At 36.2% G+C, this 13,021-nt stretch carries 12 protein-coding genes; 4 read left to right on the top strand and 8 right to left on the bottom strand.

The genetic code is table 11. The annotated features are described in order from the left end of the window. Positions 1-13: 13 nt before the first annotated feature. From OA91_RS03305 to OA91_RS03290, 4 genes are all read right to left on the bottom strand, one after another. Positions 14-370 carry a DUF5329 family protein gene (locus tag OA91_RS03305; protein WP_197477726.1) on the bottom strand — a complete coding sequence of 119 codons (357 nt, stop codon included), beginning with the start codon at positions 368-370 and terminating at the stop codon, positions 14-16. 38 nt (positions 371-408) lie between these two features. Next, positions 409-975: a flavodoxin family protein gene (locus tag OA91_RS03300; RefSeq protein WP_063337145.1), complete on the bottom strand. Its 567-nt coding sequence runs from the start codon at positions 973-975 to the stop codon at positions 409-411. A gap of 190 nt (positions 976-1,165) precedes the next feature. Next, positions 1,166-2,275: a hypothetical protein gene (locus tag OA91_RS03295; RefSeq protein WP_063337144.1), complete on the bottom strand. Its 1,110-nt coding sequence runs from the start codon at positions 2,273-2,275 to the stop codon at positions 1,166-1,168. 157 nt (positions 2,276-2,432) lie between these two features. Then, positions 2,433-3,164 (bottom strand): helix-turn-helix transcriptional regulator, encoded by a 732-nt coding sequence (locus OA91_RS03290; protein ID WP_063337143.1) that lies wholly within the window; start codon positions 3,162-3,164, stop codon positions 2,433-2,435. A 104-nt stretch (positions 3,165-3,268) separates the two neighbouring features. On the opposite strand from OA91_RS03290, the gene OA91_RS03285 reads away from it, so the two are divergent. From OA91_RS03285 to OA91_RS03270, 4 genes are all read left to right on the top strand, one after another. Beyond that, entirely contained in the window at positions 3,269-3,592 is a 324-nt protein-coding gene (locus tag OA91_RS03285; RefSeq protein WP_063337142.1) for a hypothetical protein, read from the top strand. A 78-nt stretch (positions 3,593-3,670) separates the two neighbouring features. Beyond that, positions 3,671-4,861 (top strand): hypothetical protein, encoded by a 1,191-nt coding sequence (locus tag OA91_RS03280; protein WP_063337141.1) that lies wholly within the window; start codon positions 3,671-3,673, stop codon positions 4,859-4,861. 88 nt (positions 4,862-4,949) lie between these two features. After that, complete coding sequence (locus OA91_RS03275; protein ID WP_063337140.1) at positions 4,950-5,660, top strand: AraC family transcriptional regulator; 711 nt, start codon at positions 4,950-4,952, stop codon at positions 5,658-5,660. A gap of 126 nt (positions 5,661-5,786) precedes the next feature. Then, complete coding sequence (locus tag OA91_RS03270; RefSeq protein WP_063337139.1) at positions 5,787-6,704, top strand: DMT family transporter; 918 nt, start codon at positions 5,787-5,789, stop codon at positions 6,702-6,704. A 59-nt stretch (positions 6,705-6,763) separates the two neighbouring features. On the opposite strand, the gene OA91_RS03265 is transcribed toward OA91_RS03270, so the two are convergent. From OA91_RS03265 to OA91_RS03250, 4 genes are all read right to left on the bottom strand, one after another. Beyond that, the gene (locus OA91_RS03265) at positions 6,764-8,152 is read right to left on the bottom strand and encodes a hypothetical protein (protein ID WP_063337138.1); all 1,389 of its coding nucleotides are present in this window, start codon (positions 8,150-8,152) and stop codon (positions 6,764-6,766) included. Between the two features lie 303 nt (positions 8,153-8,455). Beyond that, on the bottom strand, positions 8,456-8,821 hold the full coding sequence (locus OA91_RS03260; RefSeq protein ID WP_046017328.1) for a VOC family protein: 366 nt from the start codon (positions 8,819-8,821) through the stop codon (positions 8,456-8,458). Positions 8,822-9,302: 481 nt separating this feature from the next. Further along, positions 9,303-11,186 (bottom strand): methyl-accepting chemotaxis protein, encoded by a 1,884-nt coding sequence (locus tag OA91_RS03255; protein WP_063337137.1) that lies wholly within the window; start codon positions 11,184-11,186, stop codon positions 9,303-9,305. A 378-nt stretch (positions 11,187-11,564) separates the two neighbouring features. Continuing rightward, the gene (locus tag OA91_RS03250) at positions 11,565-12,836 is read right to left on the bottom strand and encodes an O-acetylhomoserine aminocarboxypropyltransferase/cysteine synthase family protein (RefSeq protein WP_063337136.1); all 1,272 of its coding nucleotides are present in this window, start codon (positions 12,834-12,836) and stop codon (positions 11,565-11,567) included. Between the last annotated feature and the right edge of the window lie 185 nt (positions 12,837-13,021).

The raw sequence follows: 13,021 nt of genomic DNA, 5'->3' as shown, positions 1-13,021 counted from the left end.
AAAAGGTATCATGCTAATTTTGTGCTTTTCTATAGGCTTTTAGTTCAGCTTTTAACCAGTCACTACTCTTGATTGATTTTTGATTATCACAGTGAACTTTATAGTGCTTGCCAGACAGATTACTTTTAGTTGCTGCATATTTTATAAAGTCTTCTGCTGACTGGATATCATCCTGATAATAATCATACTTTTTCCTAATGTGAGTTAACGCCTCACTGCCATTATGATGCTTACCATTTCTTTCATATTGACAGTCAGTTGCTTCAACATAGGCTAGTAAATGCTTTATTTCATCACTTTGAACAGCAAACACCTGTGTTGATAACGCTAAAACAAAAGGTAAAAGTAAAGCATTTTTAATTACTCGCAAAAACATCACCTCCGCTACAGTAAAAATTTAATTTCTTATTAAAGTGCTAACTTCTTGCTTATCTCTAATACTCGACGCGCCAAATACTTAGCGCTATTAAGATCAACCTCATCAAGGCTGCCATCAAGACTTTGAGCCGTAACACCTAATTGACAGCCTAAACGATTGATTGCTTTATCTGCATCACTGAAAGGTGCGTCTAACCCGACCCATAACATGCCATGTTGGCTGGCTAAGGTCATAAAGTATTGTAAAGTTGTTGCTTGATCGCCATTAAGGCCTGATCCACAGGTCATACCCGCTGCTACTTTCCCTGACCATTGCTGACTCTCCCAAAAATCACTGGTTGCATCAGCAAAGGCCTTAAACTGAGCTGCGACACTCCCCATGTATGTTGGAGATGCAAAAATTATCCCATTGCAGCTTTTTAATTCTTCCATAATTGCAGTGTTAACAAATCTACCAGCTTGAATTTCTTCACCTAGAATTCTGTGACAGATGACTTCAACATTTGTGCTCTGAAGAGCGACCTCCTCACAAGCAGCATTGACAAGCTGGCCAGTTACGTCTGTATTTGTGAAATACACAATACCAATTTTTATCATTTCAGCACCTTAAACACGATTAATCCTTTCGATCCTAATTGCCTTATTTAAAAATACCTAATCCAAACTGGTAATCTGAAGCTAAATTTTAGTGATTGTGATTTCTTTCCACATTTTCTGACAACTTTATAAGTAATTTGGCTTAATAAAAAATTATTTTAAAAAACGGCTTTGCTTATTAAACAAGTTATTAGGGGATGGATAAGTTGACCGTAAAGCGCATGAGGAAGTGTTTTAAAATATAACTCATATCATATCCTTGGATATAATGATGAAACTTAAAGTCTTTTAACGCTTCTTCAAACTTGCGATAGTCTTCTAAAGTATGTAGACCTACAGGAGACGCACCACCATCACTCATGCCTTTTTTATTCGACCAGACGCGGTTGATGACGATTGGGTTTATGTCCATCTCCTCTTGAAAGTGTAATGTATAGTTGTATTCATGAGACCCGTTATTGTTACATGGCCAAGTTTTCTCTAAAGCAATTTCTAGAATGGGAATACGTTTCTCATATGATGCATATAGCACCCACCTTGATACTTTATGGTAAAAGTTTTCATCTTTTAACAACTTAGTTCTAACTGTTTCTTTGTCTGTATTAGCTGTCGCACTCGCCTCTGTATTAAATAACTTAAACAATGAAAACCCTGTACTTATCTTGCCTTCAGCTCCAAGGTGAATACGAGTTTTATTCTCTTCTGAATCCTCACAGCCCCATTGTATTGACTCAGTTGATCGTTCAGGCCAGAAAGGAAAGTGAGGCTTTTGTTCTAATGTTTGAATCAAATTAAAGTGGTAATTAAAAATTTTTTCAGAATAAACTTGATGCCCATGAGCAACATAATAAGCATTGTCTTTGAAACTATAATATGGAGACGGATAAATAACTTTATATTCATCCTCATAAGTTCTGGGGTTTTCAACTATGTCTAATTTAAATACATCTCTTGGACTAAAGCTTAACTCACCTAACTTAAGAGGCCTTCTCAAGTAGGCTAATGGCTTACTAATATCGTCATATAGGGTTAAATCACGGCTTTTCATCTCACCCATGATGCCACCTTGTGTTATGACTCTTGAGCGCCCTTTATACCTGTCTTGATAATCAACTTTAACCTTTTTCAATAAGCTTCCAGGCTCTATAAACGCTCTTATATGAGGCGTTTTAGGAACATAAAGAATATGACCTCTATTAACAACCAATTGATCATTAGGCTCTAAATCGTTAGCAAAAGCTTGTTGAGAAATAAGCGTGAGGCAAAACATGAAAGAATACAGGTTCAACTTGGTCATCATTGTGTACATTCCTTGTCATCATGTCAGTTTCTTGAAATGTGAGTTTGCTGAATTTCTTTAATTTATTTTCTTACTTAAATAAAGAATAAAATGTGTGAAAGCCAAATACGAGCCAAATTTGATCAATCTTTAATCAGCACAATTTTTTTATTAAGGCTTAAATAGCATCAACACCCTCAAGGCAGGCTTCAAAACGAGACAGAGGAAAGAGTTTAAATTCATCATCCAATACATTTAATTGTTTAATCCTGTCACAACGTAAAGTACGAACATCCTGCCTTAGCTCGTCCCAAACAAGTACATACCAAACAGGAAAGCTTAATAATAAATAATGCGGTTGAATAATACGCTTTGTTAGTGTTCCGGCTTGGTCCTGATATTGGATTTCACAGGCGGTTTGCATCAAAAAGGCCTGGTGTAACTGCTCGACAAGTTGCACATTATTAGATTCAAGCGTTGCTAACACCATAGATGAAACGCCCTGACCTATTCTAATCCTTTCTTTTAGACCCGTTACCTTATGTTTCATGTCCGCAGAAAAGGACGCCATTAGCTTATGACGAATTGATTTCAAACTGGCCATAAAAATGGGGGATTGCATTTGTTCTGCTATAGCGAGACTAATCATCAAATCAACCGCTTCTGTATAATTCAATTTAATTCGACCCACTGACCAATTTTGTTGTAAGCGAATGCCTCCACCTCGCCCTCTATCCGCATCAATCGGTAGACCTTGATCACGCAAAATTTGAATATCGCGACTTATGGTTCTAGCGCTAACTTTAAACTCATCTGCAATTAATGCGACAGTCATGGCATCTCCCGACTTTATCCGGGCTTTAAGGATATCCAAGCGTTGTATTCGTTCTAAAGTATTTGATCGTTTCATAAAACAAATATGACACTAAATGTCATATTTGTCGATAAACTCAATTTACTCTCTAAATTCGCGAATGAGATGACACTTCAACCCATGTTTAAAAGGAAAATATCATGTCAAATCCAGTGACTATTCTCGCTCCGATCAAATTAGCCCAAGGGGTGACAGAAGCAGATTTACTCGCAGCATCAAATACTTTTCAAAAGGAGTTTGTTGATCAAGAAGCTTGTATTTTGAGAAGAGAACTTGTTAAAAAAAGTGATATTGAATACCTTGATATCGTACAATTTACTGATGAAAAAAGTGTATATGACATAATGGAAAAGGAGCAAAGTCACCCTGTATGCCAAGCTTTTTTTGCTTTGATGTCATTCACTGAAGAAGAGCTAGCTACCCCTATGCCAATTTATCAGTCCCTATCAAGCCATCCAGCATAAGTATCATCGTTTTTATGATAGCGGAGCATTGTATATGCTCCGCATTTACCCATAAGCCCAAACGAATAAGAGTTATATATGGACGCATTTAAAAATAAACTGTCGATGGATTTAGTTAAAGTCATTGCCTTTCACCTAGCTAAGCAAATGGATATTTTAATTCAACAGCAAGCTTCAAAGACAAATCCTGTGCTTATTACACCTCTTGATCAAGACACATTCTGTTTTGATATTTCTAAAAAACTTGAAGCATTAGAGCTAAAACAAAGAGCTGAGTTTATTGCTGATGAGATACATAAAAAGCTTCCAAGTGACCTAACTTTCAAATACCAAATAATAAAAGGAATGCTTCACTCAAAACCCCACTCTAACCTAAAGGTTTCACAGCAAAGTGACGAAAATGGTTTATGTGGTTGGGCTATGATGTGTATAGGGCCGATTGTAGCTAAACATGGACTGACTGATTTTGATAAAAGCCTGAATTTATTAAAAGAGATGACAGCCTACTTCAGCTGTGAGTTCGATGTACGCCCTTTCATTATAAAAGACCAAGATAAAGCCCTCTCTATCATGTCTGAATGGGTCAATAATGAGGACTACCATGTGCGCAGACTATTAAGTGAAGGCACAAGACCTAGACTCCCTTGGGCAATGCAAATCCCCTCCCTTATTAATGACCCGACTCCTATGATGGCACTTTTATCTGCGCTTAAAGATGATAAAGAAGAATATGTAAGGCGCTCTGTTGCTAACCACCTTAACGATATAGCAAAAGACCACCCAGAGCTCGTCGCCGATACCGCTCATGAATGGTTAAAAGATAATACGTTAGATTCTAAAATAAAGAAGAATAGGGAAAAACTGGTTAGACATGCCTGTCGTACTCTCATTAAACAAGGGCACATAAAAACCTTAGCGGCTTTTGGTATCAATAAAGCTAAAATTGAGCTTACTCAACTTAATGTATTAGATGAAAAAATTAATGTGGGAGATTATTTAAACTTTGAGATTGCAGTTAGATCCCTTTCTAATACCCCTCAAAAACTTGTCATTGATTATCTCATTCATCATAAGAAAGCGAACGGTAAACTATCGCCTAAGGTTTTTAAATGGAAAAGTGTCACTTTAGCGGACGAAGAGTGCCAAACGTTCAATAAAGCTCATTCTTTTAAGGTTATTACCACACGTAAATATCACCCTGGCATGCATGGAGTTTCTGTCAGAATTAACGGCGAAGACTATGGTTATGAAGAGTTTGAACTTGTGTAGGACTAACTTCACATTTTCATGTACTTGCACCTTAGATTAAAACGTAGTTTCATCAAAACACAGTTTATTAAGCATTAAAGATCAAAGCATGTTTCGAAACACCTTATCTATCAGGCACTATAGTCCAACCTTAAAACAACATAGTCATGGTTATCATCAACTGGTATTTCCCCTTCGCGGTTCATTAGATATCAATACTAATAGGCATAATGGTTTTGTTGAAATTGGACAGTGTCTGATTATTAAGGTAAATGAGATTCATGGCTTTAAAGCTCACGAAAATGCCAGATTTATTGTTGCAGATTTACATCATCTACCTGAAAACTTGATGCAGACCAGTTCAGCCGTCTTTACTATTTCAAAACCATTATCCGCATTTTTGAATTATGTTGATTTGCAGTTAGAACATTCTGTTGATGCCGAAATAGAAAAAAGTAGTCTGAGTCTTTTTGAACAATTACTAGCCCAGCAGGTATGTTTTAAGAATTATGACAAACGAATTGAGAAAGCGATTCAGTATATTAACCAAGACATTGCTTTAGAACATACCTTAGAACACCTTAGTAAACTCGCCCATTTAAGTCTTACCCAGTTTAAAAAGGTGTTTAAAGAAAATACAAACATGACGGTTCAAACTTATATCACCGGCCTTAGAATGGAAAAAGCTAAGTCACTATTAGTTCATTCAGATATGCCAGTACAACTTGTTGCAGAAAAAGTTGGTTACCAGAATGCTTCCGCTTTCAGCCGTAAATTTAAAGATTATTTTGGTCAAACACCAAGCGCCTTGTCGCCATAAAAACTCAGTTTTTTTCAAAAGATCGAATTGCGTCCTTTCAGTCTAGATATACGTCTTTTCAGCACATTCTAATAATCTTGAAGCTATACCATAAGCACTTCAATCAAGGTAATAGAAGTAAGCACTATGGCAACTTTATATGGTTTTATTGCAATCATGATGTGGGGCGTTTTAGCTCTATTAGGTACCTATACCAAAGAAATACCAGCCTTTCAGCTGCTATTTATGTGTTTCTTTATCTCAAGTCTCATTTTTGTTTTATACAAGCTTGTAACAGGAAACTTCAAGCTAATCAAAACGGAACTTACTCTAAAGGATTGGCTGGTGGGCATATTCGGGCTATACGGATTCCACTTTTGCTATTTCATGGCACTAAAGTATGCTCAGCCGTTAGAAGTCAGTTTAATTGCTTATTTATGGCCTCTGTTGTTTGCAATTTTTGTGGCAACAAAAGATAAACAAATTCAGGCAATTATTGGCGGTATAACAGGATTTATCGGCATTAGCTTTATTCTTTCACCCTCCAAAATGTTCAGTTTTAATTGGAACGATTTAGCAGGCTATTTATTAGCATTTTGCTGTGCCTTAATTTGGTCATCATACTCCTGGTATTTTTCAAATCGTGCTAAAAACAAACAAGGTAAAAATAAGCAAAAGGAGTCTCTATCACAAAGTATTCATGAAATTGGTTACTTCTCAATATTTGTTAGTATTCTTTCTTTGGCATCACATTTTATGCTTGAAACGAGTCAATGGCAGTTCAGCTCTCAGCAATTGTTAGGTGCAACCTTATTAGGACTTGGCCCTGTTGGTGGTGCATTTTATTTGTGGCAACTGTCTCTTAAATCAGGCAATCAATTACTTTTATCTTCTTTAAGCTATTGCTCTCCATTATTCACCGCCATTATTTTATCCTCACTCGGGTTAAGTACTTGGACAATCAATATTATTATCGCTGTTGTGATGATTTTAGTGGGTGCCTGTATTTCTAATTTCAGTGGCTTTTTAATCATGAAGTTGAAGAAGAGAAGAATATTGAGTTAACTACCTGAAATGTCACCCTAACTTAGTTTGATTAAATCACTAAGTTAGGGTGCAACTAACTAAAAGTCAGTACTGTCATTAATGAGGTTTTGATAATGATCTAGTTGGCTACAAACCTTAGCCGTTTGGTTTTGACAAAGAAGACTCATCTGATCATCAGCCTCTCCTATGTCAGCCATCCAAACGCCAAAGACTTTTTGATAATTGAGCCATATGGCTTCATCCGTTGCATTGTATTTATTGCGATAACTAATTAATGCATTTAACTCCATTTTATTTCTTGGAGTCGCAAAATAATATTCATTGTTTCCTGCGCTCAAGCAAGCACTTTCAGCTTGATCAAAACTCACCATATCTGGCGCAACGATCCAATTTAATTCCGCTCTGGTACCGTCTTCTTCTACCAATTTACGACAAGCGGGTCTGAGTAAATGGGCGCTTTGTTCCGTTTGAAATTTATCAGTTTCACTAGAAAGCACTGCAGCAGTACCATCAATTACAGTACTTAATGGCTCATATTTATCCCAGCTCCAAACTAAATCATCAGCTGATATAGGGTATTCCCCTTGTTTCTTCCATTGTGAACCTGTTGCACCATAACCATATGTCTCGATGATATTGATCCCTTCATCCATATAATTGACAATGTTACTCGGCAACATGCTCGGATCAGAGTTGCCAGATTTAGTAGCACCGTCTTTAACACGAATAATCAAAGACTTATCTTTATTAATAATGTCAGATTCATCTTTAGCATTTTCAACATCACCTAATGAAAAAATGCGATCACTGGTCTTAGTATTCTCATAGCATTTATCTGTATAGAGGATGATATTTTTACCTGAAGCATGCACTTTAGATTTTGTTAAGTTTGAAGGGAGATCCTTACAACCCTTGCCATTCAGGTCAGGGAAACTCACATCATTTAGAGAATTTGGCATAAAATAAAAGTCATCAAATTCATCAACTTTTTTAATCACTTTATTTATGTTGTCTTCAGCGCTTGCCATCATCTCAAGCTTCAACAGAATCACATTATTTGGATTATTTTGAATCCATTCAATAATATCTGATAATGCATTTTCAAACTTACGACTGCCAGTAAAGTTTTCAATACAGGCTCCCCACATATCAACATTGTTGTGGCAAACACGCACCTCACTCCAAGTATAATGAACATCAAGTACAAGAGATCTTACACCTTCATCAAGCTGCTCCTTTAATCCTCGACTTTGATTTAAAACAGAACTATGAATATCATCGTCGTCATTATTAGAGTTCGAGTTGTGCGTACCTGGCCAAGTTGACTGATTGAGCGGTGCATCATTATCTAGGCTATTTTGTAGTGAAAGACTTCTTATCCCCCACTCTTCAAGCGTTTCGGCTGATAATGACATGCAAAATATACAAAAATAAAACACTAAAAAGGCGTTAAATCGTTTAACCATTGTATGTTCCTTATTTTTTTACCTTCATTCGATAACGCGTTATCAATCAATTTTATATATAAGTTGGACATACTATATTTTTGGTTATTTCTTGGCCATTTCATTAATTAATCAATCATTGTAATTTGTAAAACTGAGAGGGTATTTTTTACCTTTTTAATTGAGGCCTGGCCTTAACAAGGCAAAAAAGTCTCATTAACCAATACTTAGAAAACCTAAATATTAGACTTTTTATTTATTATTAAATGAAGCCCTTTGAAGGTAATAAATTAACGAAGGACTCTTAACGTTTCCTTCATTTTTCTAACAGTTCTGAGCAATGCGCCACATAACACCGCTTGGGTCCAGCATAATAAAATCTAACATGCCCCACTCTTGTTCTGTGATATCAGTGATTTTAGTATCATATTTTTCTACAACACCTGACTCAATTAAGTTTTGATGCCATGCACCTATATCTTCAACTAATAAATGCATTACTAGGTTTTCAGCTAATGTCTTTTCATAAAAATCTTGTAACAAGAAGCTAACGTCACCTAAATGATAAAAAGCCACACCTTGAGTATCAGATGCTTTTGTAAAACCGATCTCAGAATAAAAGGCTTTTGATTGTGTGTAGTTTTTTGAGGGAACAAAGGTTTTGAGAGCGATAACAGATAAATTTGCCATGTTAGCTTCCTTAATAAACTTGAGAGTAGTAATGAACATCAATAAAGCTCATGCTCACTCTATAATTAATAAAGCGCCATCATCCTGAATTGATTTATATTACCGATTGGATTTTAGAATAACGCAAACGATAATGATTACCAATACTATTTATATATTTGCACATTTAAACTCATTTCTATTAGTTCACATTTTTTAGACATAAAAAAAGGCACCTAAGTAGGTGCCTAAAAAGTAAATCAACCAAATCAACATATAAACAATTTAAACCTAATTAGGCGTAACCTAATTAACTCCACTGCATCCATCAGACATTTAATTTCCATACTCATTGAGCTTTCCATGCAACTCACAGGCGAGCTATTTAAATGTTCGATCGTACAAAGACAATTAACTTGTTTGTACATGATTAGGGTAAACATTATGACTTATCATTAGTATTACCAAATATTACAACGAGTTAGACTTAAATGAGCACATCTTAAACAGTAAATACTTCGGCTTGTTCAGCTAAATAACTTACCTTGCCGCTAATATTACGAGCATTATCTTCAATACGATTAATTGCACCAGTATCATTTTTTAACTGAGTTGCAATTTGCTCCATATCTTGGCTCATGGTTGTGGTAGTTTGCGCCACTTGTTCAATTGAAGCGGCCATTTCAATGCTTGCACTAGAGCCTTTATGAGCGCTTGATTCGATATCATGCATAGCTATTTCTGCTTGTTCACTAAACTTTTCTATGGCATCAAGGTTTTCTTGGCTACTCGCCATTTTATCAATTGCGGCTTTTGTTGCGGTTTGAATACTGCCAACAATGGAAGATATCTGAGAAGTCGCATCAACCGTTTTACTCGCAAGTGAGCGCACTTCATCAGCGACAACAGAGAAGCCTCGTCCAGCATCACCTGCCCTAGCTGCTTCAATTGCTGCATTAAGCGCTAACAAATTGGTTTGACCAGCTAATTCATTGATCATGCCTATTACACCATCTATATCAGCTGAAAGCTTGCCTAGCTCGTCAAGCTGCGCACTTGTCTCTCCCACAATAGACACTGTCTCACCGAGATTACCGAGTACTTCTTTAATGGTTTTTGATCCATTCTGTGCAGATTCATAAGTCTGCTGCACTTGCTCTTTCATATCTTGCGTCACACTAAACACACTTGAAACACTTTGGGATATTTCTTCAGTGGCGGTAGCCAAGGTGCTTGTTTGATTACTTATTGAACCATTGCTGTCACTAATGTGTGCAACAGCATTATCTAACTCTTTGACCATAGCATTTACATCTTGGCTAGTTAGCACAACATTTGATATCACGTTACCTAGCCCATCAGTCATTCCATTTAATGAAGTCGCCAAAGCATCAAATTCATCATTTCGCTTCTTGTTTATTTTTGCTCTAGCAGTTAAATCACCAGCTTGAACTTTTGCTAAATCGATACTTAAATGCCTTAGGTTTGATTTAACACTTTTCACTATGGCAAAAAGAATAATTGAGGCAAATGCAGCGATCACTAAACTGGCAATAATTAAACTAAAGCTCGCCATTTGAGATTCTTGTGCAGATACTTTTTCAGCTCTTTTAACCTGCTCAGCTAACATGATAGAAATCTTATCTCTTTGTTCATCAAGTGCTTTTTTTGTAGCAGAAAAGCTAGCACTCAAATTTTCTAATTGATTATTCGCAGCACCGTAATCTTTAACAGCTTGTAAGTAAATTGGTGGTAATTCACCAAACTTTTTTAATAGACCAAAGTTCTTTAATCGAGCAAAGTAATCATCATAGGATTTGATAAATATTTCGAGATTTTCAGCTGAAGAATCAAGTTGGTAGTTTGTCGCTTTTTTATTCATCAAATCAAATTTTGCGAGGACAAAACTTACCGACTTTATTTGACCATGAATTTGCTCACTTAAGGAGGTAACACTGGCTTTTAAACCTGTTGTTTGGCTAAAGCCAAGCACTTGTTTTGCTAAAACTAAGCCTTTTAGTTCTTGATAATAATTTAGATTTAGCACTTTACCTTGATTCAGCTGTTCCAGCATAACATCAGAATATATGCCCTGCTCTGTTTGATTGCTTTCAAGGTTTAGCGCCATTTCACGCTCTTGAATTAATGATATGAAGCTTTGAGCGGTATTTTCATCCAATACTTGCAATTGATCAGACAGTCGAATCATTCCAACATAATCATGTTCGGTTTTAAGCTGTAAATTTGAAAATATTTTTTGTTCAGCATTTGCTTCATTCAACATTTTCAAACCATCTAACGCCACCAGCGTTAGTATAATAAAACCCGAAATAGCAGATACAAATAAGGTAATTAACTTTAGTTTGAAACTCATATTTGCCAACATATAACCCCCTTTTAATTTTCGTAGACAAGGCCCAAACAGCTTTAGTCCAGCAGAAAGTTAGATTCTAAAGTGAACTTTATTGATTGAATTAGCACTTTTAACAATTCACAAAGCTGATATAGCTCAACATACTTATACATTAAAGTTATGTCATTTGATAGATTACCCCGCATTAAATTTTAGGTAAGCCTATGTTTTAAATAATTTTTGAAGATAAAAGCATTAAAGTGAACGCTGAGGGCTTCTAACCTCGATTATTCCCTCTCATTTTCTAATTTTTATATATCTGATTCTTATCCGAAAATTACATTATGATTTACTGTTTGACATAAAAAAACCTGCCGTAGCAGGTTTTTTATCAAATGCTTTTTTTACGCCTTAACAAGCATCAAGAGCCTGCTCCACATCAGCAATGATATCTTTAATATTTTCAATGCCTACAGATATTCTCACTAGGTCTTCACTCACACCAGCTTTGGCTAACTCTTCAGCATCAAGCTGCCTATGAGTGGTTGAAGCAGGATGGCAAGCAAGTGATTTAGCATCTCCTATATTTACTAACCTAAGAATCATTTGTAATGCATCAATAAATTTAGTGCCGGATTTGATACCACCTTTAATACCAAAGCTTAAAATACCAGACGCTTTACCTTGGCAGATTTTTTGGCAGGTCGCTTGGTAAGGGCTAGTTTCTAATGCGGCATAATTTACCCAATCCACTTTAGGGTGTTGTAATAGGTATTGAGCAAGCTGCTCTGCATTCTCGCAATGTCTTTCCATTCTAAGACACAGGGTTTCAAGACCTTGAAGTATTTGGAATGCATTCATTGGAGATATCGCTGCGCCGGTATTACGTAGCGGTACAACACGACAACGACCAATATAAGCTGCCTCAGCAAATGCTTCGGCATAAACAACACCATGATATGAAGGATCAGGCTCATTCATTACAGCAAAACGTTCTTTGTTTGCGACCCAATCAAACTTACCAGAGTCAACAATAATGCCACCAATTGAAGTGCCATGACCGCCAATATATTTCGTTAGAGAGTGAACAACAATATCAGCACCAAGTTCAAAAGGTCGACATAAAACAGGGGTAGCTACTGTATTATCAACAATAAGCGGAATGCCATGTTTGTGAGCAATTTCAGATAAGCGAGCAATATCAATAATATTACCTGCAGGGTTCCCTATAGACTCACAAAAAATGGCTTTTGTATTCTCATCTATAGCCGCTTCAAAGCCTTCGTAATCATCGCCATTCACCATACGGACATTAATACCCTGCCTTGGGAAGGTATGAGCAAATAGATTGTAAGTGCCACCGTAAAGCTGGCTAGTACTGACAATATTAGAACCTACTTGGCAAATACACTGAATTGCATAAGTAATAGCAGCCATACCTGAAGCAACCGCTAAAGCCCCAATTCCACCTTCCAACGCAGCAACTCTTTGCTCTAAAACATTGGTGGTTGGATTCATAATTCTTGTATAGATATTACCAGGCACAGCTAAATCAAATAGATCTGCCCCGTGTTGAGTATCATCAAAGGTATAAGATGTTGTTTGATAAATAGGGACTGCTGCAGATTTAGTAGTCGCTTCAGATTCATAACCATGGTGTAGCGCAATAGATTCCAGTTTCATTTGTGCCTCAAAAAGTCAGTTAGCTTATTTTTAAAAACAATCAGTTAGTATGATAATTTCGAGATTATCATACTAAAGCAAAATGAGGGAATGTTAGACGGTACAAGATGAAATGAAATATATTTAATTTACTTTGGTAAAAATAGATAAATGCATTAACTAAATTGAGGAAAGTTAAACGATAA

It is taken from the genome of Marinomonas sp. SBI8L (assembly GCF_001624705.1).
Lineage (GTDB): Bacteria > Pseudomonadota > Gammaproteobacteria > Pseudomonadales > Marinomonadaceae > Marinomonas.
This window is presented reverse-complemented; position numbering and strand designations above follow the sequence as displayed.

Coding starts and splice junctions, on each gene's coding strand:
- OA91_RS03300 (WP_063337145.1), bottom strand. CDS start 975: ATGATAAAAATTGGTATTGTGTATTTCACAAATACAGACGTAACTGGC.
- OA91_RS03295 (WP_063337144.1), bottom strand. CDS start 2,275: ATGATGACCAAGTTGAACCTGTATTCTTTCATGTTTTGCCTCACGCTT.
- OA91_RS03290 (WP_063337143.1), bottom strand. CDS start 3,164: ATGAAACGATCAAATACTTTAGAACGAATACAACGCTTGGATATCCTT.
- OA91_RS03285 (WP_063337142.1), top strand. CDS start 3,269: ATGTCAAATCCAGTGACTATTCTCGCTCCGATCAAATTAGCCCAAGGG.
- OA91_RS03280 (WP_063337141.1), top strand. CDS start 3,671: ATGGACGCATTTAAAAATAAACTGTCGATGGATTTAGTTAAAGTCATT.
- OA91_RS03275 (WP_063337140.1), top strand. CDS start 4,950: ATGTTTCGAAACACCTTATCTATCAGGCACTATAGTCCAACCTTAAAA.
- OA91_RS03270 (WP_063337139.1), top strand. CDS start 5,787: ATGGCAACTTTATATGGTTTTATTGCAATCATGATGTGGGGCGTTTTA.
- OA91_RS03265 (WP_063337138.1), bottom strand. CDS start 8,152: ATGGTTAAACGATTTAACGCCTTTTTAGTGTTTTATTTTTGTATATTT.
- OA91_RS03260 (WP_046017328.1), bottom strand. CDS start 8,821: ATGGCAAATTTATCTGTTATCGCTCTCAAAACCTTTGTTCCCTCAAAA.
- OA91_RS03255 (WP_063337137.1), bottom strand. CDS start 11,186: ATGTTGGCAAATATGAGTTTCAAACTAAAGTTAATTACCTTATTTGTA.
- OA91_RS03250 (WP_063337136.1), bottom strand. CDS start 12,836: ATGAAACTGGAATCTATTGCGCTACACCATGGTTATGAATCTGAAGCG.